The organism is Acinetobacter sp. YH12072 (assembly GCF_013419565.1).
Lineage (GTDB): Bacteria > Pseudomonadota > Gammaproteobacteria > Pseudomonadales > Moraxellaceae > Acinetobacter.
Genome location: NZ_VOZV01000001.1, coordinates 199,295 through 222,747, shown reverse-complemented (window position 1 = coordinate 222,747; position 23,453 = coordinate 199,295). Strand labels below are relative to the sequence as shown.

The window sequence follows — 23,453 nt, the reverse complement described above, 5'->3', positions numbered from 1 at the left end:
ATTTTATCAATATTACAACTCAATGACTGAACGCAGCTCAAAGAATTCAGCTTACGGTTTACTCAAATATATTAGCCGCCAACCGCTTTCAGTTTCCCGATGGATTGCGCGTATTCTTGCCTTAATCGTTAATATTTTTAAAGTTTCTAAAACTTCTGATGTAATTCGCCTGAACCTTGAGATCAGTTTGTCTGAACTGTCGACACAGGAAAGAGAACGGATTACCCGTGCCGCGATTCGCAATGAACTGATGTCTTATTTCGAATTTTTCAGTATTTGGGGTTCGAGTAATCAGAAAAATATTGAGAGAGTGCATAAAGTTATAGGCGAAGATTTACTGCATGATGCCTTGGCACAAAATAAAGGTCTGGTACTGATTGTGCCGCACTTTGGCACTTGGGAAATCATGAATGCCTATGTTGCGCAATTCACTTCAATGACCATCATGTATAAGCCTGTAAAAAATCAGGCAGCGGATCAATTTGTTCGTGCAGCACGCAGCCGCGAACAGGCCAATCTGGTGCCGACAGATGAGTCTGGTGTACGACAGATTTTCAAAGCCTTGAAGCAAGGTGGCACCACTGTCATTCTGCCGGATCATACACCCAACGTTGGCGGTGAATATATTCCTTACTTTGGTGTTCCTCTAGCTACCAGCAATCTGAGTGCCAAGCTGATCCAGAAAACCAAAGCCCGTGCGCTGTTCCTTTATGCCCTGCGTAATGAGAATGCTGGCTTTGATATTCATATCGAGGCCATAGATGAAAAAATTTATCAGGGAGATGCTAATCAAGGTACAGGCATCATCATCAACACGATTGAAAACCTGATTCAGCGTCATCCTGAACATTATCACTGGAGCTATAAACGCTTTAGAGCTCACGAAGATCTGGGAAATATTTATAAGCTTGATCATAACCAAGCTTTGTCCAAAGTGAACCAGTTAAGAACTTCTAATCTGGCTGCTGTTGAACCATCTCTAGAATCAGTCAGTTAGATTTTGTTTTTGTAACCATTTCCAGCGACTTCTTTCAGTTTCTAGAATGATTTGAGTTCCTTGCTGATGAAAATGCAGGCTGCCATGCTCTGCTGTAGTCAATAGAGGAATATCCAATTCTTTGAGACGCTGTTGAGTCAACTGACTTGGATGCCCGTAACGATTAAATTTTCCAGCAGACGCAATCGCCAGTTTAGGACGATAGTGCTGCAAGAATTGATAAGCTGAACTGTGCTGACTGCCATGATGGCCTAAGACCAAGACATCCACTTTTAAATCGGGGTAGTCTTTGAGTAACTGATATTCAGTCTGCCAACCTGCATCTCCCATCAGCAGAAAATTCTGATAAGGCCAGACATCTTTGAGCTGCAAATACACTACACAAGACAGGTCATTTTTATTGAAATTAGCAGTATTTAATTGTTCTAGTTTTGGTGCAATGACCTTAATCTGCACATCATTCTGCCATTGCCACCGCTGTCCCTGATAACATAATTGAAAGTTTGAAGAGGCTGCAGTTTCGGTCACTTCATTGGCATAGATATTCTTAATCTTGAGCTGGTCTTTAATGCTGTGATAAGCACCACTATGGTCCTGATCCAGATGCGTTAAAATCACCTGCTCCAGTTGAGAAACACCTTGTACCGACAGAAATGGCATGATTACCTGCTTCCCAATACTAAATTTTTCCTCATCATAATAACCACCCATATCGATCATCATGTTATGAGTTCCATAACGAAGGAATATCGCCTGCCCTTGCCCAACGTCCAGCACCGAAAGCTGAAATGGCGGATGATAGAGTTGAGGAATACAAACTGGTACTGCCGCGACAGCTATCCAGGATTTTGGCAATACGCCTCGTGGTAAGAATAAAATCAGCAAAGACAGGATGCATAGGCCAATCATCCAGAGATTCATCGCAACTGGTATTAACTGCGGTTTAAACCAGTGATTCAGCAGATTTAAGAATCCCAATAGGATATTCAGCAACAGATCATTCAGCTGAAATAGCATGCTTGAGACCGGTTCAGCGATAAAAAAAAGAATTGCTGCCATAATATCGATCGGTACAATCAAAAGACCGATCCAGGGAATTGCGACCAAATTGCTGAACGGTGTGATCCAGGCAATCTGCTTAAAAAACAGCATCATTAAAGGAAATAAAGCGAGAAAGATTTTCCACTGTGATTCCACTAGCGCTTTAGCTGCAAAATACAGTTTTTGTATTGCTGTCTGATTTTGCTCGGATGGTCGCTGTTGAATGGTCTGATAAATTCTGAGCAATACAAAACAGGCCCCATAGGATAGCCAGAAAGCCGCGGACAAGATACTAAAGGGATCAATGAATAACAGTAAGGCGGCGCTCAGAATCAGAAGTTTTAAAGCCTGCAGATTTTGTCGAAGCAGCATGAGGAAGACACCAATCATACAGATCAGCAGAGTGCGGATTGCCGGGATTTCAAAACCCACAAAGGCACAGTACAGCACCACACAAAACAGAAAAGGTAAAGCCAGAAAATACTGGCGTGGCCATCTTAGATAAAGCTGAGGCATACTTCGTGCGACAAGTAGCCGAAGCATAGTACAGACCATCAGGGCAAAGATCAGCACATGTGGTCCGGAAATCGCCAGTAAGTGACTCATACCCATACGTCGAAATTGCTGTTCAGTTGCAGGATTTAAAAGGCTTTCATCTCCGGTGAGCAAAGCCAGAAGCAAACCTTTATTTTGTACAGGTTGTCGTGCTATGAACTCTCTTAATTGCAGCCGCTTCTTCTCTACCCAAAGTAGAAATTGCTGAGTTAAAGCTCTTTGCTCTCGAATAAACTGACTATACCCCAGTGTAGAAACAGTAGCTGAATCAAGTTGCTCTATCTGTTTGATCCGGAAACCTGCCATCATATTCTGTTGCAGTGCCCATTTTTCAGCATCAAAAGCACCGGGCGTTGCATAACTGTGATTAGGACGTACCTGCCCTTGCAGCCGGTAATAATGCCCCAGTTCAAGTGCATTATTTTCATGATTCGCTGATAGTTGTGAAGTATTCGATGAGGTTTTAGGTAGAAAACCCATCCAGGTTACGGTGCGTCCATCGAGGTTTAATACTTCCAAAGGCTGCTGGATGGATTGTTCACCGAGTTTATTCAAGCGTTTGACATAAACGATAATGTCTTTCTGCAGTACTTCATGCTCGACATTCAATAGCCGTTGGCTGAGCTGTTGATTGGCATAACCATATCCCCAAAATGTCCCGAGTAGAATACAGGTACTTACCAGCAATCCTTTATGTAAGGGCTTTTTCAGAACAGTATTGAGCTTGGAACTACAGAAATAAAAGAGCACAGCAAGAAATATCACTGAGATTGAATTCAACTCAATATTCAGAAAAGATTTTCCCATACTGGCAAGGCCTAAAATCCAGCCCAGACACAGCCATTGCAACATGAAGATTTTCTTTTTTATTATTATTTTCAGGCAATAATAAAGCCCACCGAAGTGAGCTTCAATTAAAGAAGATTATTTCTGTAATTAGTCATTCATCCATAGACCATCACGCATATGTAGAATCCGGTCTGCCGAATGTGCCAATTGTTCATCATGGGTCACAATTAACATGGCCATATTGAATTCACTACGTAATTCAGTCAGCAACTCAAAGATTTTATCGGCTGTTTTACGGTCCAAGTTACCTGTTGGCTCATCTGCCATCATTAACTTCGGCTTGGTCACCACGGCACGAGCCAGTGCTACACGCTGACGCTCGCCCCCTGAAAGTTCGCCCGGTTGATGGGTTAAACGATGGGTTAATCCAACACGCTCCAGTAAGTATTCTGCCTGCTGTTTAGCCTCTTTAAACTTGACGTTTTTACGAAGCATTAAAGGCATCGCGACATTTTCTAGTGCAGTAAACTCTGGCAATAAATGGTGGAATTGATATACAAAGCCCAAATTTTCATTACGGACATAGCCGCGTTCTGCTTCAGATAAATTGTCAAAACGGCGGCCATTGACCATCACTTGTCCGGCAGAAGGACGATCCAATCCTCCCAGAATATGCAACAAGGTACTTTTACCGGAACCACTTGAACCGACAATAGAAACAAATTCCCCGGCCTTTACCTGCAATGAAATCCCTTTGATCACATCAACCGTAGATTTTCCATCTGTAAAAGATTTCTCGATATTTTGGGCATCCAGAACCAGATTACTCATAACGCAATGCCTCCGCCGGTTGAATTTTAGCAGCACGGAATGCTGGATAAATAGTGGCCAGGAAACTTAAAGCAAGTGACAGACCTACAATCACGACCACATCCTGCCAGCGCAGATAAGAAGGTAAATAGTTGATGAAGTAAGCATCAAACATATTCAGGCCAAGTGAATTGTTTAACCAGCCAATAAAACTACTAATACTGGTGGCGGCAATAATCCCGAGAATGGCACCCGCACAAGTTCCGATTACGCCGATCACAGTACCTTGAACCATAAAGATTCGGGTAATCGTGGCAGGTGAAGCACCCAAAGTACGTAAAATTGCGATGTCGGATTTTTTATCTGTGACCACCATTACCAGTGAAGACACGATATTAAATGCTGCGACCAAGACAATCAGGAATAGCAATAAGCTCACCATCGCTTTTTCCATCTGGATTGCACTAAACAGATTACCATGGGTATAAGTCCAGTCAGAGGCATAGAAGTTACCCGGTAAGTCACGCACAATTTCCTGAGAAACCTGAGGCGCTGCGAAAATGTCATCCAGCTTCATACGTACGCCCTGAGCACCATCTGGCAAACGTAACAAGGTTGAAGCATCGTTCAAGGCAATATAACCCATCATCGAATCAACTTCTGCACCGATACTGAAGATCCCGACCACTTTAAAGCGTTTAAAACGGGGTACGACACCTGCTGGTGAAGGCGTCGCTTCAGGTAGAACCAAGGTAATGTTATCGTTCAAGCCTACGCCCATGGCATCTGCCATCTGCTTGCCTAAAACAATCCCAAATTCACCTTTTTTCAGGTTATCAATACTACCCTCGACCATATGGTTCTGGATGATCGAAACTTTCTTCTCATACTTTGGTTCAATCCCGCTGACCATAATTCCGGCAACTTGCCCTTGAGCCGTGAGCATCCCCTGTAACTGGGTAAAAGGAGCCACACCTTGAACGTGTTCATGCCGCTCAATCTGCTTTGCAAGTTCAGGCCAATTTGTTAGAATTTGCGTCGAAGAAACAGTGGCTTGAGGAACCATCCCCAAGACGCGATTTTTCAACTCTCGGTCAAAACCATTCATGACAGACAAAACTGTAATGAGGACTGCTACACCGAGCGTGAGACCGATCATTGAGACCAATGCGATAAAAGAAATGAAGTGGTTACTACGCCGTGCGCGAGTATATTTCAACCCTATATACAGCGAGATTGGTTTGAACATAACCATCTAGTCCGAGGTAATAAATTATGGAAAATGTACAGCATCCAAACGGATTCACTGAAAGACGAGTCATGTCTCGAATCGATGCTGCTTTACGAATCAATTATCAGATTATTTCCGATGATGTTGCCTTGAATGATCCTTACGATGCTAATTTCGTATTGCCCCGCTATTTTCTACTACTTGCAGAGCTAGATCAATTTGATCATGCTGTTAACTACGAATTAGAACAATTATCTGAAAAAGATCAACAAATTGCTCGAATCTTATCCTTATTCAACCAAAAATTAAACCTTATTACCGGTTCTTTGTATGACGCAATTGTACAAAGCATGTTACCTGTACCGGAACATGTGAACTTTTCAGAGACCGGTTTTAGCTTCTTTAGTGATCAGCCGATTAGCGAAGGCACCTATCTGCATGTGACTTTAAGTCACCCGGAAAACTTCTTCCACATCGCGGCAACCGCTCAGGTGGCCTACAGTCGTGCAGAAGAAAACGGGAAATATCGTACGGGTGCTTATTTCATTACCCTGCATCCTCAGGATCGCGTCAAACTGGGCGAATGTGTGAAAGCCAGCTTTGCTTAAGACTGGCATCTATCTTTTTATTAAAGGCGGGCTTTATAGCTCGCCTTAATTTCTTTAGCGAAATAAACCACTAAGCCGAACAATAAAATTACTACACCCACCAAAGCAATGAGCGGCAATTTTTCATTATTCAATAATACACCTACCAGCAAGGCCAGCATTGGTGTCAGAACGGTGGTTAAAGATAGGGTCGTCGGCTTAATCTTCTGTACCAGTTTGAAATAACAGAACATCGCAATCAGTGATGCCATAATTACCGCATATACCAGACCAAATAAGGACTTGGCATGTGGCATAGCAGTGGGTGCGTATTGCCAGATAAATGGCAACATACCCAGAGAAAAAACGACTGACAAACCAATCGAACCGGCCGCCTGTGCCATAGGATCAATTGGCGCATTGATTTTCTTCACCCAGAACATGGATACACAATAAACTAATACCCCAACCAAAGCGATCACGATTCCAATTGGCTGTATATGCTGATCTGCATCGCCTAGACAGATCACCGAAAGTCCGGTTAAAGCAATTCCCATTCCCAGCCATTGATTTAGCGAAAGTTGCATCTGAAAGACAAAACGCCCAATCAGACCTGAAATTAGGGGTGCCAAGCCGAACATTAAGGCAATAATGCCAGAACTTAAATAATCCGTAGACCAGTAAGTAAAAATTTGCGAGCCGATAAAACTGCATGCACCCGCCAAGTAACTATGCAGGGAAACACGATCAAACGGTAATCTGGTTTTAAATAACCACAATAATCCTAAGGCCAGAGGCAAAGCCAAAAAGAAGCGGATCGCCAATGCCCACATTGGATGCAAATCTTCCACACTCCAGACAATCGCGAGCGGTGTGGTGGACCAGATGAAAACCAGCAAGGCATAGGTTAACATCAGGTTACTTTTTGGGGGCATACTTAATCTCGTTTTTTATTTAATCGCAGTTTTACGTTTCTGTTTTTGAATGGTTTGATCTAGAGAGCTGGAAAACTCACGCTTATCACGTTCAGAAATCGGCGGTGGGCCACCAGTTTGCACACCGGCACCACGCAAGGTATCCATAAAATCACGTAAATGCAGACGTGCTTTGACGTTAGCCACTGTATAGATTTCACCACGCGGGTGAATCGCGATACCACCCTTCTCGATGACTTGAGCAGCCAAGGGTATATCCTGCGTCACCACAATGTCATGCTCTTTCATACGGTCAACAATTTCCTGATCTGCCGCATCTGCCCCGCTCATCACCTGAATAGAATTGATACGAATCGACGGTGTAATCCCTACCGGCTGATTAGCCACAAAAGTGACTTCAAGCTGATAACGATCGGAGGCACGGATAATCACATCTTTCAGAATACGAGGTAATGCATCTGCATCGACCCAAAGTTTGAATGGCAACACACAGCTTTCCATAAGGGAGAAATTTGGACTAGTGTAGCAAATCAGAGGATGCAGGTTGATGCCTAAAACTGCTCTTTCTCCGAATATCCTGGTATTTAAATACTCAACTCAACCGTATTAAATGAGTCAGCCACTCACAACTAGAAAAATATTTGACTTCACATGATTTGCATTTTAATTTTTAAATTCATTCGAGTGACTTGAAAAATCGTAATGACCCTCGATTAACTATAAATAAGTCATCCAAGATCAATTGTGCATATGAAAAAACAGAATAGCCCAGAGATCATCACTATTGATGATCAGAATTTCGGTAGTCATGTCGAACATTGGACCTTGCTTACTGAAAACCCAGGCACAGATGTTCCCCAGTGGTTAGGCAAAGCCCTTGACGCACCTGTAATGCCGATGGGCTTGTGTACACAAGAATGCGATATGGATGAAACCACCTGGCTGATTCAGGGACCGAGCAAAGCTGCGGTACAATTAAGCCAAGTGATTGCCGTAGAAAATAACAAGCCACAGGCTGTGAAAACCGCATTTCCGGGTTTTGACAGTCCCTACCAGGTGAAAGCCACGATTGACCGGATTATTTCTTGTAAATCCGACACTCAAGCTGTGTTGCGTCTCAATCTGGGTGCCAACAATATCATCTATGCCTTTGATACGCTGTACAGCGTCAACCGGTCGCATTATGAAAAAGACCAGTCTTATATCGTCAACTTAAATGCCTGGGCTTATGAACTGGAAGTGGTGACTGACCATGAACATTTAGTCGTGGATGATCCTGCCTCTATCAAACATCACCGTGCCCTGAATGCAATTCTTGCGGAAAATAATGGTGTTGCACCGGATAATTTACAGGAACAGATCGATGCTTGGGAGCCGAAATCTGAAGAAGACAAAGAACCGGTAACGGTTGATTTCTCCAAAATGGTCGCTTATCTCTATGGTGAGACCATGGGTCAGGAAGATGAAGCCTGGTTCCAGGGCAATATTGTCGGTAAAACTTCAATGCAATTTATGGATCAGGACTACATGCTCTATGATGTTACCCTGATTCATGATGAAGGCCAGCCGGCTACCTTGATCCGTGTAGCCACCCGCAATGACAAGCATAAAGATTTCCAGATTGGTCAATATATTCGGGGCAATCTGTGGATTCAGGCCAATATCTATCGAAAAGCAGCTTAAGCTGAATATCCAGATCGGAGGCTCATATTTTTATATGAGTCTCCTGTTTTTTATTTATTTTAGTGCGATATTCTCTCAATTCTGATTATTTTTTATCCACAATTGAAATCAGAATTAATGGATTTTGAATTTATTAAAAATAGATTTATCCACAGATTTAAATTCAAATAAATTCATTTTCAATGTTATCTTAAACTGAATAATCATATTAAAAACATTATAAAAATAATGACTTAATATAATAGTTCTATTTTTATGAATATATTGAGGCCAGTTATTTAAATAAAATTAATACTTTATGAAGTTTAGTTAAGAATGTACTTTATTTAATCAATTTTTTATGGTAAAAATACGATCAACAAATAATCATTTACGATAAATAGATCGGATAATAAATATCTATGAAAATCGTTCAAGAAGAAAATTTACAGCAGGTTGAGCATCATCTTGGCTCGCGTTATCAGCTTGATATGATGTCATGCCTATTTTTCGTATTGGGTATGCTCATTTGCGGCTATATCTTACATAACTTTGTTTTTTAACCCGAATTAAATGATAAAAAAACCCGGCCAATTGCCGGGTTTTTTAATTCTCAGGAATTAAGCATTGCGTTTAGCAAAGTCATCCATGAAGTTTACCAATGCCTGTACACCTTCTAACGGTACGGCATTGTAAATGCTGGCACGCATACCGCCTACTGAACGGTGGCCGGCAAGGTTAAGCAAATGGTTTTCTTTTGCTTCTTGCAGGAACTGTTTTTCAAGTTCAGGATTTGCCAAGGTAAATGGAACGTTCATGATTGAACGGTTTTCTTTGGCAATCGGATTTGCATAGAAGTCGCTAGAATCGATATAGCCATAAAGCAATTCAGCTTTTTGCAGGTTCACTTTATGAATCGCGTCTACACCGCCCTGTTCCAGTAACCATTCAAATACCAGACCAGATAGATACCATGCATAAGTTGATGGTGTGTTGACCATCGAACCATTTTTCGCTTGATCTGCATATTTCAGGATGCTTGGAATTTCAGGTTTAGCCTGATCAAGCAGATCTTCACGGATAATAACCAGTGTTAAACCTGCAGGGCCAATATTCTTTTGCGCACCGGCATAGATCAGACCGAATTTAGAAACATCAATCGGTGCAGACAGAATGCTTGAAGAGAAATCACATACGAGTGGCTTATCAGTTTCTGGCACATGGGCAAATTGCAGACCGCCAATAGTTTCGTTATCTGCATAATGCACATAAGCGGCATCATCAGAAAGATTCCATGTGCTTTGATCAGCAATCGCTAATTTACCATCTTCAGTTTTAATGCCTGCTTCAACCACATTGATATCGCCATAGCGTTTAGCTTCTTTCAATGCTTTTTCAGACCAGATACCGGTACGGATATAGTCAGCTTTGTTGTTTTTACCCAGCAAGTTCAATGGAATTGCCGAGAATTGCAAAGATGCACCACCCTGCAAGAACAGTACTTTATAGTTCTCAGGAATATTCATGAGTTTGCGAAGGTCTGCTTCTGCCTTTTCCGCAACTGCAACATAGTCTGCACTACGGTGGCTCATTTCCATGATCGAAAGACCTTTGCCCTGCCAGTCAAGCATTTCAGCTTGAGCCTTTTCAAGTACGGCAGTAGGTAATGCAGCAGGACCAGCACAGAAGTTGTACGCGCGCATGATTTTTCCTTTCAGAGTGAAACACAATAAAATGATGGCATTTAACCATATCTGGACGCCGCTTGCACAAAATTATTTCTATCCAAGAATGAAGATAGAGTCAAAAAACCAATCTAGATTCGAGGGATAATTTGAATATCTTTGATTTTTTTGTTCTAACTCGGTGATTTCATTTATGAGAAATTGTACAGCTAAAAATATTCAATCTCATCCAATGCTTAGAAGATGTTGAATCGGCCGCTAATATAAAATAATTGAAAAATGAATTTAAACTCGGCTCAAGTTTTAGAGTGACATAGAACTATCAGCTTGAAACTTGAGAAGTGAATTGTTTCAAATTACAACAATACTACAACTTAACCCATTCCTGCACTGCAAGCACTTGATTTATAATGCAGCTTAGACTGAATTAATGTGACTTTTACATTACCACTTTATGAATATGAAGAAAAATAAACAATGTGTCTGCTGGGGTCTGACTGTGCTTGCATCTATGATGTATGGCAGTTTTGCTTATGCACAAAGCATCAGCTTTAAGGATGCAGAACAACAATTGTTGCAACGTTCCTATAGTAGCCAGGCTTTTCAAAGTCTGGAGCAAGCGTCAAAACTTGAAGCAGAAGCTGTCAAAGGTATTGGCCTACCTCGTGTTGACTTGAATGTTCGTGCCTATGCCTTTCATAGTGAAGTCGATATTCCATTAAAGCAGTTTAAAAATAATCTGGAAAATTCACTCTCTCAAGGCGTGAATGGCCGGCTTAATGAGTGGGAAGCCAGTAATGGTGTGGATCTACCTGCAGGTATTACTGATCCACTGCGTGAAGGACTTAACAATACTATTCATAGCGGAGTTGGTCTGATTCCGGATACGTCTAATGTCGTCCTTGAAGATCAGGTGATTCGTCCCACTGTTTCCGTGATGATGCCACTATATACCGGAGGCCTCACCCGTAGCGCCAAAGAAATTGCCAATATTCAGTCAGGACGTAGCGAACTTAGCAATCAGCAGCAACAGGACACGCAGCGTTTTGAACTGATTCAGTCTTACTTTAATGTTCAACTACAAAAACAGTTACTGGATGCAGCACTCTTTAATTCAAATGCCATGCAACAACATTATCGTAATGCTCTGAAGCTGGAACAGCAGGGTTTTATCAGTAAAGGTCAACGCATGCAGTTCGAAGTGGCACGCAACAATGCTGAACGCGCACAACAAAATGCCCAAGTCAATCTGAATGCTGCCCTATTTCAGCTAAATAATCTGTTGCTGGATAGCAATATCACCGAGCTAAGCACACCTTTATTTGTGAATCGTGCTGAACCCCAAAATGTGAATATTCTGCTCAGCAGTTTTAGTCAGAACTCTCCTCTGATCAAAAAAATGCAGATGGATACCGAGCTGGCCAAAGCCAATGTCAAAGCCCAGCAGGCCGCTAAAAAGCCAAATGTTTTTGCGTTTGGTGAATATAGCCTGGATCAACATCAAAACTGGATTGTGGGTGTAGCTGCACGCTATAACCTGTTCTCAGGCATTGATAAAAATAAAAATATTCAGGCTGCTGAGCTGAAACGCTATGCCGCTGAACTCATGACGGCGCGTACCCAGCAAGAGATTGAAAACTTGATTTATAAATCATTTAGTGAAGCAGTCAGCGCCCAGCAAAGTGATGCTCTACTTCAGCAGAATCTGAAAGCAGCTCAGGAAAATCTGCGTATTCAGGAGTTATCCTTTAAGGAAGATGTCGGGACAGCCACTCAGGTCATCGATGCCCAAAACATGCTCAGCAGTTTAAAAGCAGAAATGGCATTAAATGCTTTTAAATATGTGATGTCTCTTGCGACCTTATTACAGAGCCATGGCTCAATTGTTGAATTTCCAAATTACATGCAACATGCCAATACCCACTATATTCGTTAATGGAGCCAGACATGACAGATGAGCAAAAGCCAGAACATCCTGTTGATGAACCGGCTTCAGAAATCAATTACAGTGAATCAGAGCCAGATAATCCTGAAAGCACAGAAAAAAAATCGCGCAAAAAATATCTGCTTTTAGCTTTAATTCCAGTGATTCTTGCTTTGATTGGGTTTGGCCTATGGAAAACCTATCAACCCAAAGAAATCGAGCTACAAGGCCGGGTTGAGGCAGAAACCGTTCAAGTGGCCACTAAAGTTCCAAGCCGGATTGAAAAGATTTATGTACAGGAAGGCGATAACGTCAAGAAAGGCCAGGCGCTCGTAAAATTACATAGTCCTGAAATTGAGGCGAAAAAGCAGCAGGCTTTAGCCACTTTACAGTCTGCATTAGCACTTCAGTCCACCGCAGAACGTGGTTCTCAGGAAGAAAATATCGCTTCTCTGTATGCCAACTGGCAGTCACTAAAAGCACAGGAGCAACTCGCTAAAACTTCCTATCAACGTGGAGCTAACCTGTTTAAGGAGGGCGTCATTTCCCGCCAGCGCCGAGATGAACTGTTTGCAGCTTCACAATCTGCATCCCAAATGACCGAAGCTGCTTATCAGCAATATGCCCGGGCTAAACGCGGCAGTACACCAGAACAGAAAAGTTCTGCAGATGCTCAGGTCGATATAGCCCGTGCAGCAGTCGCTGAAGCCAATGCACTAGAAGCAGAAACTGAATTATTGGCACCGATTGATGGTACCGTCTCCAAAACCTATGGAAATGCCACTGAGCTGGTGGCAACCGCAGTGCCAGTGGTCAGCCTGATCTCGGCAGAACGCTGGATCAGCCTGAATATTCGTGAAGACCAATATGCCGCTTTAGGTAAACAGCAACAGCTTGAAGGTTTTATTCCGGCACTGAATCAATCAGCCACTTTTAAAGTAAAAAATATTAGTGCTGAAGGTGAATTTGCCACCATTAAAACCACGCGCCAAACCGGTGGTTATGATGTCCGCAGTTTTAAAGTTCATCTTGTGCCAGTCACTGAAATGCCTGAGCTAAAAGTCGGCATGAGCGTGCTGTTTAAATTGAAAGAGCCAAAATAAATGGCTTCTGGATTCTGGGCGGGTATTCAGCGTGAAATACGCTATTTATGCAGAGAGAAATGTGATCTGACTCTGGTTCTGCTCGCCCCAGCCTGTATTCTGATTTTACTTGGCAGCATGTTTGCCAAAGGCAAACCGGATCATCTACCAGTCGCCATTATTGATCAGGATCAAAGTAGCCTGAGCAGCAAGATTTATGATCATTTATCTTTGAATCATACCCTACAAGTGCATACCATTTCTGATCAAACGGTCGAAATCGAAAAGCTATTAAACGAAAATAAAATCTGGGGCTATATTCATATTCCTGCCGGAGCCGAGCAACGACTGGTCAAAGCTCAGGATGCTGAAATTAGTATTGCTTTTAATCAGAGTTATTTTAGTATCGGGAATACCATTTCTTCGGCTATGCTACTTAGCACCTTGCAGGCTCTGGCTGAATTTACCGGCAAGCAGTATCTGGGCAACACGCTCCCCTATCTGGAAGCACCTACACCGAATATTAAAATTTCCCCACTGTATAATCCGCAGCTGAATTATGAATTTTATCTGGAACCTTACATGGTGCCGGCAATTTTGCACTTGCTGTTATGTTGCTGTGTGGCTTTTGCTGTGGGTCAGGAAATTAAACGACATACTGTTAGTCATTGGATTGCCCAACAAAACTTGTGGTCGGCACTGCTGTCTAAAAATCTGGTTTATGTAGCAATATTTTGTTGCTGGACCTGGGCTTGGATGTTTTGGCTGGTCGAAATTCGCGGCTGGTTTATTGCCGGGTCATTATGGCCAATTCTTCTGGCGCAAATACTGTTCTATAGTGCCTATGCCTTTATCAGTAGTGCGGTGGTTCTGGCCACTCAGGACCTGACCAAATCTTTTGGTCTACTAGCAGTTTATGGTGGTTCATCGCTCAGTTTTGCTGGGGTGACTTTGCCCCTTAATAATGCCCCACTATTCACCCAGTTCTGGGCCAATATTATTCCCTATACACCCTATGCCAAATTACAGACGGAGCAATGGGTGATTGGCAGTCCGCTCTCTCTTTCACTGCAACCGATGTTCGTGCTCGTCATTTATGTCGTGCTTTATGCTGTGCTGGCCTATGTCTTTCTCAAAAAAACAGCCAAAGGAGTGTCACCATGAAATCACTCTGGAAAGCTTATTGCCAAACTTTTAAAGACATTATTAGCAATACCAGTATTTTTACCACCCTAATTTTATCGGTTCTGTTTTACAGCTTTTTTTATCCAACGGCGTATAAAGCTGAACAGGCAGAAGCCTTGCCGATTATTATTGTCGATGAAGAGCAAAGTGCTTTAACCAATACTATTATCAGTCATGTCAGCCAAAGCCCGAATATAGAGATTAAGGCGGTGACTGGAAATTTTGCTGAAGCTAAATATTGGGTGGAAACTCAAAAAGCTGACGGGATTTTATTATTACCAGATAATCTTTCTCAATCTATCCGGCATGGTGAAAATGGCGGGATTGGACTGTACTTAAGTGCTGCTAACTTTTTAATTACCAAACAGATTGGTTTAGGCTTGGTCTCTTCAGTAGAAAATACCTTAAGTGAATATGCTGAACGCTTTAGCGAGATTTCACACTTCTCTCCTGCCCTATCCATTCACCAGATTCCATTATTTAATACGCTTTCTGGCTATGGCAGCTATGTGTTTCCGGCTGTTGCGCCATTGATTATTCATCAGACTATTTTTCTAGGCCTGAGTATGTTAATTGCGTTGTATCGAGAAAGTAGACAGGTGATTAATCTGACCACCTTAAGTGGCATCAGTTTGGCGATTCTGACCATTGGCTGTCTGGGCTGTTATTACCTGTTTGGTTTTACTTTCTGGTATTTTGATTATCCCCGTGGTGGAAATTTCTGGGGCATGCTGCTGGCTGTACCCATCTTTGTATTCTGCATGATCGGTATCACAGTGCTGTTCGCCAGTTTTCTGGACATGCCAGAACGAGCCGGTCATATCATTGTTTTTACTTCGATTCCTCTCTTTATGCTTTCAGGAGTCGCCTGGCCGCATGCTGCCATGCCAGTCTGGGTCCAACTCATTGGGCAAGCCTTACCCTCGACCCAAATTGTGCAGATGTTTATTCAACTCAATCAGATGGGCGTGCCTACTTATATGATTCTAGGAAAGCTTGCTTATCTATTGGTGATCGGCATCATCTGTATGAGCTTAGGCTATTATCGGCTACGCCCACGTTCTTAGATATGGATTTATTCAGTCTATTCACATTGAAAATTATTCACCAAATACCTGAATATTAAAGTTGCGGATTTTAGTACTGCCATTCGGCTGGTCAAAACTCACATCATACTGAACCAGATTTTTTGGATAGACAATTTCATAGCTGACCTTATATTCACTCGGTTTACCGTTATTTTCCTCGAAGTTCTTTCTCATGATAGTCTTGGACTTATATTCACCTTGCGGAATTGAACGTGAAAAACGCTTCATGATTTTTTCATTATTTTGAAACTCTGCCTGCAACTTCGGCTCAAGCTGAGCTAAAAACTCGTCATATTTTCCATCACGCAGATCTTCATAAGCTACTTGCGCAGCCTTTTCCTGTTCAGGGCTTGGATCAGGCATACTATCCATTGCATTATTACAGCCGCTGAGTGCAATAGCTGCGGTCAAAAGCATCAATCTGGTTTTCATTATTTATCTCTCATTTAGCCGATGTGTAAAAAAGGACGCCGAAGCGCCCTTTTTCATCAGTAGCAGAACTTATTCCTCTACTGTATTGTCATCATCTTTTTCAGCTTCTTGTGTATCAGTTACATCATCAGCTGCAGATTCAGTATTTTCAATATCTTCCAATATTTCCAACTCATCTTCAACTGCTTCAATCGCTTCTACACCCACCAGTTTTTCATCTTCAGCCAGACGGATCAGACGAACACCTTGTGCATTACGACCAGTCTGTGCCACTTCAGAAGCACGGGTACGTACCAATGTACCGCCATCAGAAATCAGCATCAGTTCTTTAGATGCGTCAATCGCAACTGCACCGACCAGCTCACCGTTACGTTCTGAGGTCTTGATTGCAATCACACCCTTACCGCCACGTTTCTTGGTTGGGAAGTCATCTACCGGGGTACGTTTACCATAACCATTTGCAGAAGCACACAGCACTTCACCGGTTTCAGGTACAACCACTAGAGATACGATACGACTAATGAAGTTAGCTTCAGTTGTATCTTCATCATCAGATTCAACATCTGCATCTTCTGCATCTTCAACCTGAGAAGCACCAATCGTTACGCGCATACCGCGTACGCCTTTGGCTGAACGACCCATTGAACGTACATCTGTTTCTGCGAAGCGAATTGCTTTACCTTCGTTCGAGAACAACATAATTTGCTGTTCACCGTCAGTAATCGCAACACCAATTAAGGTGTCATCGCCATTCAGTTCAATCGCACGTAAACCGTTTGAACGAACATTTGAGAACTGTTCCAGTTCTACACGTTTAATCGTACCGTACTCAGTCGCCATAAACACATAGAAGTTCTTACGAACAGCTTCGGCTTGCTGTGCAAAGTCATTGATGATGTCAGCATCAAGATCAGTGGTTGAAAGTGCTAAACCAAGCTCTTTCAATTGAACACGCAGTGCATCAGAAATATCATCTGCACCATCTTCAGATTCAGCAAGAGCAGCTTCTAGTGCCGCAAAGTGACTATTGATCACTTCATTGGTTTGCAGCTGGGCAGCATTGGTCTTCACAAATGCCTTGAAGTCAGCCAGACGTTCTTTGAATTTCTTCGGTGCATCAATCACTGGCAAGATAGCAGTAATGGTTTCGTTGTCATCCAGCGGCAACAAGTTCACCATTGGGCGACCTTTGGCACCACGCGAAGCTTGTGGCACCTCATAAACTTTCAGGCGATAAACCTTACCGACATTGGTGAAGCAAAGTACCGTAGCATGGTTCGATGTTACAACCATATGCTGGATGTAATCGTCTTCTTTCATGCTGGTTGCTGATTTACCACGACCACCACGACGCTGTGCTGCATAGTCAGACAGTGGTTGAGTTTTCGCATAACCCGCTTTAGAAACCGTCAGTACCATTTGTTCTTCAGGAATCAAATCTTCACGCGAGAAGTCGATACGCGATTCAACGATATCGGTTTTACGTGCATCACCATATTGCTGAAGGATCAGTGCAAGCTCTTCACGAATCACGTTCATCAATAGGTTGAAGTCATTTAAGATAGCTGTGTATTCAGCAATCTGCGCAAGAATTTCAGAATATTCAGCTTGAAGTTTATCTTGCTCAAGACCAGTCAAGCGATGCAAACGCAGTTCCATGATCGCATTAACTTGCGTCGGTGATAAGCGATATACATCGCCATCAATACCGAATGGACGGCTAGGATCTTCGCCTTCAATTTCGTCAGGACGTACAGAAACAGCACCTGCTTTTTCAAGTAATGCTGCTACACCGCCTGCTGCCCACTCGCCCGCTTGTAAACGCTCACGCGCTTCTTGTGGGTTTGCAGATGTTTTGATGGTTTCAATAATCTGATCGATATTTGCAAGTGCAACTGTCAGACCTTCCAAGATATGACCACGTTCACGCGCTTTTCGTAACTCAAACATGGTACGACGTGTCACGACTTCTTGACGGTGACGGATAAACGCCGCAATGATGTCTTTCAGGTTCATCAACTTCGGTTGGCCATTGTCCAGACAAACCATGTTGATGCTAAATGAGTTTTCTAACTGTGTATTCTGGAACAGGTTATTCACGATCACTTCAGCGTTTTCACCACGCTTCAGGTCAATCGCAATACGCATGCCTTCTTTATCTGACTCATCACGAAGTTCAGAGATCCCTTCGAGTTTTTTTTCTTTCACCAGCTCAGCGATACGCTCAATGGTTCTCGCTTTGTTGACCTGATAAGGAATTTCAGTGAATACAATCGTGCTACGGCCAGATTTTGCATCTTCTTCGATGTGGTATTTACCACGGATATGCAAACGGCCTTTACCGGTACGGTAAGCGTCTACAATGCCAGATTTACCGTAAATAATACCGCCTGTAGGGAAGTCTGGACCTGAGATATGTTCCATCAGCCCTTCAATGCTGATATTTGGATCATTGGCATAGGCCAGGCAGGCATTGATGACTTCTGTCATGTTATGCGGTGCCATATTGGTCGCCATACCTACGGCAATACCAGCAACACCATTAATCAACAGGTTAGGAATACGCGTAGGCATTACTTGCGGAATGCGCTCAGAACCGTCGTAGTTGTCTTCCCATTCCACTGTATCTTTTTCAAGATCAGCAAGGAGCTCATGGGTCAGCTTACGCATACGCACTTCGGTATAACGCATTGCCGCTGCACTATCACCATCGACAGAACCGAAGTTACCCTGGCCATCTACCAACTGGTAACGCAAGCTAAATTCTTGTGCCATACGGACAATCGTTTCATAAACGGCATAATCACCATGCGGGTGATATTTACCGATCACGTCACCGACTACACGTGCAGATTTTTTATATGCTTTGTTATAGTCATTGCCTAATTCGTGCATTGCGAAAAGCACACGACGATGAACCGGTTTTAAACCATCTCGTACATCTGGCAATGCACGTGACACAATCACGCTCATTGCATAATCGAGATATGAGCTTTTAAGTTCATCCTCAATGGCAATCGGTCTAATTTCCGATACGCTCATGCATACTCCTTATTCTACAGGCTCTGTTTAGCCTGTATTTATATGTCGTAAATCCAGCTATAAATTGGTCCAAAAAATGCTGAACCAATATTTAAAATTCAGTCAGACAGTATAGCATAAAAGCACCCAAATTAACCTGTTTTAGACTGAATCTCACCTAGGAATTTCGCAGGAATTTTAATCACTTCTTCACTTTTTAATGTCCAAAAAGATGCTTTCTCTAGATGTCTTTTTTTGCACCATTTTTATGCCATTTAAAAACCCTGACTAAAGTGTGAACGCTTTAACATATGCATGATGAATAAGTGATCGTTACAGGGATATTTCGAATCTTTAATAGCGAAATGAATGTCATCGAAGATTATGATTTCGCTCGCTTAAAACAGGGATATCTGATTAGACCTTGATTGATCAATCAGAATTTCAACTTAGACACCTCAACAAACAATCAAACAGAATTTTATTTTTTTTAAATAAAATCTTAATTATGCATTGTGGGTTTACTTAAAATATTGAGCACCCAGTAGAGACACCACGTCAACAATACAAAAGGGAGAATCATGATCAGCATGACCAGTGCATCGCCTTGTATGCCATAACTGCTGCTTTGAAAACGTTCATTGCTTATAACAATCCAAGATGTAGCCTGATCAAGCACTTGTTGATCTGAACATGCATAGAGATAAATACAGTAAATAGCCCCCACGATCACACATAAGGCAAACACGATCCAAAGACTTGGAATCTGTATCAGAAAGACAAGATATGCCAATACCGCGCCTATAAAACCAATCAGCACGACACAAAAGAGTCGATAAAAGCTCGGGTTTTCAATTAAAGGCTGATATAAAGATGACAGCATGTTTTATTCTTATTCTTTAGATAATGTGATTTAACCACAAAAAAATACCCCAAAGTTTTCACTTCAGGGTATTTTTCATATTATGCAAGAATTAGATTTTAGATACTAATTCTGGAATAACAGTGTTCAGGTCACCAACTAACCAGTAGTCAGCAACTGCATTGATTGGTGCTTCTTCGTCTTTGTTGATCGCAACGATCACTTTAGACTCTTTCATACCAGCCAAGTGCTGAATCGCACCAGAGATACCTACAGCGATGTACAGGTCAGGCGCAACGATCTTACCTGTTTGACCAACCTGCATATCGTTAGGAACAAAGCCTGCGTCAACTGCGGCACGAGATGCACCTTGAGCTGCACCCAGCTTGTCTGCAAGTGGATCAAGGATTTTGTGATAGTTCTCACCAGAACCAACACCACGACCACCAGAAACAACAATACGAGCAGCAGTTAATTCTGGACGTTCAGATTTAACGATTTCTTCGTTAATGAACTTAGAAATACCAGCATCACCAGTCGCTGTAGCAGCTTCAACAGCAGCAGAACCACCTTCAGCAGCAACTGGATCAAATGCAGTACCACGAACAGTTGCAACAACAACTGATTCAGCAGATTCTACAGTTGCAATCGCGTTACCTGCATAGATCGGACGCTTGAATGTGTTTGCAGAATCAACAGCAATGATGTCTGTGATCATGCTTACGTCTAGTAGCGCAGCTGCACGTGGCAGGATGTTTTTACCAGTCGTAGTAGAAGCAGCAAGGATATGGCTATAGCCTTTGCCCAATTCAGCAACCAGTTTAGCTACGTTTTCAGCCAATTGGTTTGCATAAGCCGCGTCATCCGCAAGCAATACTTTGCTTACGCCAGCAACTTTAGCTGCCTGATCAGCAACTGCTTGAGCGCCAGAACCAGCAACCAATACAGTGATATCACCACCGATTTTTTGCGCCGCAGCAACAACGTTTAAAGTAGCAGCGTTTAATGCTTTGTTGTCGTGCTCAGCGATAACTAAAATACTCATGATTTTTATCCTTCTGTATTAGATCACTTTCGCTTCGTTTTTCAATTTTTCTACAAGCTCGTCTACAGACTTCACCTGTACGCCAGCTTTACGCTCTGCAGGAGATTCAACTTTCACTGTTTTCAGTTTAGTTGTAGTGCTGACACCGAAATCTGCAGGTGACTTGGTATCCAGCGGTTTTTTACGCGCTTTCATGATGTTTGGAAGCGCAGCATAACGTGGCTCGTTCAAACGCAAGTCAGTTGTAATGATGGCTGGCAGGTTCAATTCAACAGTTTGTAAACCACCGTCGATTTCACGAGTCACTTGTACTTTATCGCCTTCAACTTTTACTTCAGAAGCAAAAGTACCTTGGCCTGCACCTAGAAGCGCTCCAAGCATCTGACCAACCTGGTTAGAGTCGTCATCAATCGCCTGTTTACCAAGAAGAATCAATTGTGGTTGTTCAGCATCAACAACACCTTTAAGAATTTTTGCTACTTCAAGAGCACCTAACTGGCTGTCATCAGCTTCAACCAGGATACCGCGATCAGCACCAAGAGCCATAGAAGAACGGATTTGTTCTTGAGCTTCTTTAGGACCAATAGAAACAACAACGATTTCTGAAACAGTTCCTTTTTCTTTTAAACGAACCGCTTCTTCCACCGCGATTTCACAGAATGGGTTAATTGACATTTTAACGTTTGTTAAGTCAACACCACTGTTGTCCGGCTTAACGCGAACCTTAACGTTGGCATCAACCACACGTTTTACAGCAACAAGAGCCTTCATGTAATCCTCGGCTGTTTTAGCAAATGTAAATGTTGAGAAAAGTTATAATAACTCTTCACTTAAATTTTTTTAGGTGCCCTATCTTGCAATGTGCACGGCATTTCGGTCAAGTCACAATTCAGCAAAGAGCTGTAAAAATGCGTAATTTTCCTTGAACGATGCGTTCACAATTAATCCGTATCGATTTATTACAATGAATTTTATCAATATTTAATAAAATTTAACCTTTGATTTTTATTATGTTTTTATTTGATGAAACACATCAGAACTTTTGATTTTTGCTTATTAAATGCACAAATCCGTCCTGAGATTTGTGGAAAATGACTTATATTTAAAAATGACCGCTTTGGTCAGTTTGGACATAATAGAGAATTGTTCATCATTTATTCTGCATATCTGCTCAATTTACTCCGCTTTATTTTGTTGGCAGGTCTAAAAATCGGGTTGTCATCAATCTATAAATATAAAAAAAGCATACCGGGAGCAGTATGCTTTTTTAAAATACGCCATTGCTTAATTAATAATTAACCAGCTTGCAGCAAGGGCAAGTAAACCACCTGAGGTGCCATCAACCCATTTCTGTTTACGCTCATCAATTTGTGTATTGCGGATAATTCTGCTGAACAGAATGCTGAGAGCACAATAAACAATGAAAATCATGCCGATAAAAATAAAAGAGAGAATTAAGCCTTGGCTTACAGTATTTCCGCTTTTATCGATAAACTGCGGCAAGATCGCAAAATAGATCAGCATGCCTTTAGGATTGAGTAAGGCCGTAAAGAAGCCTTTTTTCACTGGATTAGCACTGGTCTTTTTCTCAATTTTCATTGAATTTTTGCTAAATACTGATTTCAACAGTCTACAAGCCAGATAGAGCAAATAAGCAATACCCAACCAGCGAATCGCCTCAAACAATACCGGAAAAGACACGATAATCGCTGCGATTCCTATTGCTACCAAAATGGAATGTACCAGATAACCTGAACAAATCCCGATAGTTGCCATCATGCCTGCTTTTGCATCTTTACCCATCACTTGAGACAGGATAAACAGCATATCTGGTCCAGGTGTAAAAATCAGGGGGAGCACGGTCAGTGCAAAAAGTGCAAATACAGACATTTCCTTTTTCCTTTGAATCTTCGGAAAGTGGAATTAGTATCTGCGAATTTTTACAAAATAGGCTTTCAATTTATTTTATAATAAGTATTATTTTTCGAATTATATTCTAATTTATGAAAATATCTTCCAAATCTGTGCGAGTAAAACTTGATCGAATTGATAAAAATATCATTCATCACTTGCAAGCCAATGGCCGTATTCAGAATAACGATCTGGCGCGGGAAATTGGACTATCCCCTTCTTCCTGTCTGCGTCGGGTAAAATTGCTTGAAGATGCGGGCGTAATCCAGAATTACACCACCATTGTCGATTCACAAAAAATCGGTTTTCAACTGATTCTATTTTCACGGATCTGGCTGGTCGGTCAGGATGCAGAAACCATTGATACTTTTATCGAGGCGATGAAAGAACTGCCTCAAGTGATGGAGTGCTATATCATTCTGGGTGAATGTGATGCGATGTTAAAAGTTGTGGTGCCTGATCTGGAAAGTTACCGTAAATTCCAGTCCACACATTTGACCAAGAAAAATGGCATTACCAGTGTCAAAACAGATTTACCCAGCCAGATTATCAAGCAAAGTTTTCAGTTACCCTTGGATGACTTATAAAATATTTTAGCAATAAAAAAGGAT

21 protein-coding genes are annotated in these 23,453 nt (G+C 42.1%); 9 read left to right on the top strand and 12 right to left on the bottom strand.

Features of this window, described 5'->3' with window-relative positions:
• The first annotated feature begins 22 nt into the window (after nucleotides 1-22).
• Entirely contained in the window at nucleotides 23-997 is a 975-nt protein-coding gene (locus FTU19_RS01100; RefSeq protein ID WP_004784636.1) for a lysophospholipid acyltransferase family protein, read from the top strand.
• On the opposite strand, the gene FTU19_RS01095 is transcribed toward FTU19_RS01100, so the two are convergent.
• The 3 genes from FTU19_RS01095 to FTU19_RS01085 all read right to left on the bottom strand — a co-directional run bounded on the left by FTU19_RS01095 (nucleotide 986) and on the right by FTU19_RS01085 (nucleotide 5,441).
• Nucleotides 986-3,445 carry a DNA internalization-related competence protein ComEC/Rec2 gene (locus FTU19_RS01095; RefSeq protein ID WP_180129930.1) on the bottom strand — a complete coding sequence of 820 codons (2,460 nt, stop codon included), beginning with the start codon at nucleotides 3,443-3,445 and terminating at the stop codon, nucleotides 986-988. The two genes, FTU19_RS01100 and FTU19_RS01095, sit on opposite strands and share 12 nt — an antisense overlap.
• Nucleotides 3,446-3,529: 84 nt before the next feature.
• On the bottom strand, nucleotides 3,530-4,213 hold the full coding sequence (gene lolD / locus FTU19_RS01090; RefSeq protein ID WP_159124049.1) for a lipoprotein-releasing ABC transporter ATP-binding protein LolD: 684 nt from the start codon (nucleotides 4,211-4,213) through the stop codon (nucleotides 3,530-3,532).
• Nucleotides 4,206-5,441, bottom strand: coding sequence for a lipoprotein-releasing ABC transporter permease subunit (locus FTU19_RS01085; protein ID WP_034170943.1), 1,236 nt, complete (start codon nucleotides 5,439-5,441; stop codon nucleotides 4,206-4,208). The genes lolD and FTU19_RS01085 overlap by 8 nt, the downstream gene beginning before the upstream one ends.
• A gap of 26 nt (nucleotides 5,442-5,467) precedes the next feature.
• Between FTU19_RS01085 and FTU19_RS01080 the strand changes: the two genes are divergently transcribed.
• Nucleotides 5,468-6,031 (top strand): PilZ domain-containing protein, encoded by a 564-nt coding sequence (locus FTU19_RS01080; protein WP_180004111.1) that lies wholly within the window; start codon nucleotides 5,468-5,470, stop codon nucleotides 6,029-6,031.
• Between the two features lie 20 nt (nucleotides 6,032-6,051).
• On the opposite strand, the gene FTU19_RS01075 is transcribed toward FTU19_RS01080, so the two are convergent.
• Entirely contained in the window at nucleotides 6,052-6,945 is an 894-nt protein-coding gene (locus tag FTU19_RS01075) for a DMT family transporter (RefSeq protein WP_180129927.1), read from the bottom strand.
• Between the two features lie 15 nt (nucleotides 6,946-6,960).
• The gene (locus FTU19_RS01070; RefSeq protein WP_159124052.1) at nucleotides 6,961-7,446 is read right to left on the bottom strand and encodes a YaiI/YqxD family protein; all 486 of its coding nucleotides are present in this window, start codon (nucleotides 7,444-7,446) and stop codon (nucleotides 6,961-6,963) included.
• A gap of 249 nt (nucleotides 7,447-7,695) precedes the next feature.
• Here FTU19_RS01070 and FTU19_RS01065 point away from each other — a divergent pair, with 249 nt between their 5' ends.
• Nucleotides 7,696-8,628, top strand: coding sequence for a hypothetical protein (locus tag FTU19_RS01065; RefSeq protein ID WP_159124053.1), 933 nt, complete (start codon nucleotides 7,696-7,698; stop codon nucleotides 8,626-8,628).
• A gap of 401 nt (nucleotides 8,629-9,029) precedes the next feature.
• The gene (locus FTU19_RS01060; RefSeq protein ID WP_004784652.1) at nucleotides 9,030-9,170 is read left to right on the top strand and encodes a hypothetical protein; all 141 of its coding nucleotides are present in this window, start codon (nucleotides 9,030-9,032) and stop codon (nucleotides 9,168-9,170) included.
• 57 nt (nucleotides 9,171-9,227) lie between these two features.
• Here FTU19_RS01060 and serC read toward each other — a convergent pair whose 3' ends face one another.
• A complete protein-coding gene (gene serC / locus FTU19_RS01055; protein WP_166137710.1) occupies nucleotides 9,228-10,310 on the bottom strand; it encodes a 3-phosphoserine/phosphohydroxythreonine transaminase in 1,083 nt (360 codons plus the stop codon).
• A 436-nt stretch (nucleotides 10,311-10,746) separates the two neighbouring features.
• Here serC and FTU19_RS01050 point away from each other — a divergent pair, with 436 nt between their 5' ends.
• From FTU19_RS01050 to FTU19_RS01035, 4 genes are read left to right on the top strand one after another with little or no spacing between them, the layout of a single operon-like run.
• The gene (locus FTU19_RS01050) at nucleotides 10,747-12,228 is read left to right on the top strand and encodes a TolC family protein (protein WP_180129925.1); all 1,482 of its coding nucleotides are present in this window, start codon (nucleotides 10,747-10,749) and stop codon (nucleotides 12,226-12,228) included.
• Nucleotides 12,229-12,239: 11 nt separating this feature from the next.
• Nucleotides 12,240-13,319 carry an HlyD family secretion protein gene (locus tag FTU19_RS01045; RefSeq protein ID WP_166137716.1) on the top strand — a complete coding sequence of 360 codons (1,080 nt, stop codon included), beginning with the start codon at nucleotides 12,240-12,242 and terminating at the stop codon, nucleotides 13,317-13,319.
• On the top strand, nucleotides 13,320-14,462 hold the full coding sequence (locus FTU19_RS01040; protein WP_125278445.1) for an ABC transporter permease: 1,143 nt from the start codon (nucleotides 13,320-13,322) through the stop codon (nucleotides 14,460-14,462).
• Entirely contained in the window at nucleotides 14,459-15,550 is a 1,092-nt protein-coding gene (locus FTU19_RS01035; protein WP_180129922.1) for an ABC transporter permease, read from the top strand. The genes FTU19_RS01040 and FTU19_RS01035 overlap by 4 nt, the downstream gene beginning before the upstream one ends.
• A gap of 33 nt (nucleotides 15,551-15,583) precedes the next feature.
• Here FTU19_RS01035 and FTU19_RS01030 read toward each other — a convergent pair whose 3' ends face one another.
• The 6 genes from FTU19_RS01030 to FTU19_RS01005 form a co-directional block, all read right to left on the bottom strand.
• Nucleotides 15,584-16,003, bottom strand: coding sequence for a DUF3887 domain-containing protein (locus FTU19_RS01030; RefSeq protein WP_125278447.1), 420 nt, complete (start codon nucleotides 16,001-16,003; stop codon nucleotides 15,584-15,586).
• A 69-nt stretch (nucleotides 16,004-16,072) separates the two neighbouring features.
• Nucleotides 16,073-19,045: a DNA gyrase subunit A gene (gene gyrA, locus FTU19_RS01025; RefSeq protein ID WP_180129919.1), complete on the bottom strand. Its 2,973-nt coding sequence runs from the start codon at nucleotides 19,043-19,045 to the stop codon at nucleotides 16,073-16,075.
• Between the two features lie 481 nt (nucleotides 19,046-19,526).
• On the bottom strand, nucleotides 19,527-19,907 hold the full coding sequence (locus tag FTU19_RS01020; protein WP_180129916.1) for a hypothetical protein: 381 nt from the start codon (nucleotides 19,905-19,907) through the stop codon (nucleotides 19,527-19,529).
• Between the two features lie 91 nt (nucleotides 19,908-19,998).
• Complete coding sequence (locus tag FTU19_RS01015; RefSeq protein WP_180129914.1) at nucleotides 19,999-20,931, bottom strand: electron transfer flavoprotein subunit alpha/FixB family protein; 933 nt, start codon at nucleotides 20,929-20,931, stop codon at nucleotides 19,999-20,001.
• Between the two features lie 18 nt (nucleotides 20,932-20,949).
• A complete protein-coding gene (locus tag FTU19_RS01010; protein WP_180129911.1) occupies nucleotides 20,950-21,702 on the bottom strand; it encodes an electron transfer flavoprotein subunit beta/FixA family protein in 753 nt (250 codons plus the stop codon).
• A gap of 513 nt (nucleotides 21,703-22,215) precedes the next feature.
• On the bottom strand, nucleotides 22,216-22,821 hold the full coding sequence (locus FTU19_RS01005; protein ID WP_180129909.1) for a LysE family translocator: 606 nt from the start codon (nucleotides 22,819-22,821) through the stop codon (nucleotides 22,216-22,218).
• Between the two features lie 113 nt (nucleotides 22,822-22,934).
• Here FTU19_RS01005 and FTU19_RS01000 point away from each other — a divergent pair, with 113 nt between their 5' ends.
• Nucleotides 22,935-23,429, top strand: coding sequence for an Lrp/AsnC family transcriptional regulator (locus tag FTU19_RS01000; RefSeq protein ID WP_005236726.1), 495 nt, complete (start codon nucleotides 22,935-22,937; stop codon nucleotides 23,427-23,429).
• Nucleotides 23,430-23,453: the final 24 nt, after the last annotated feature.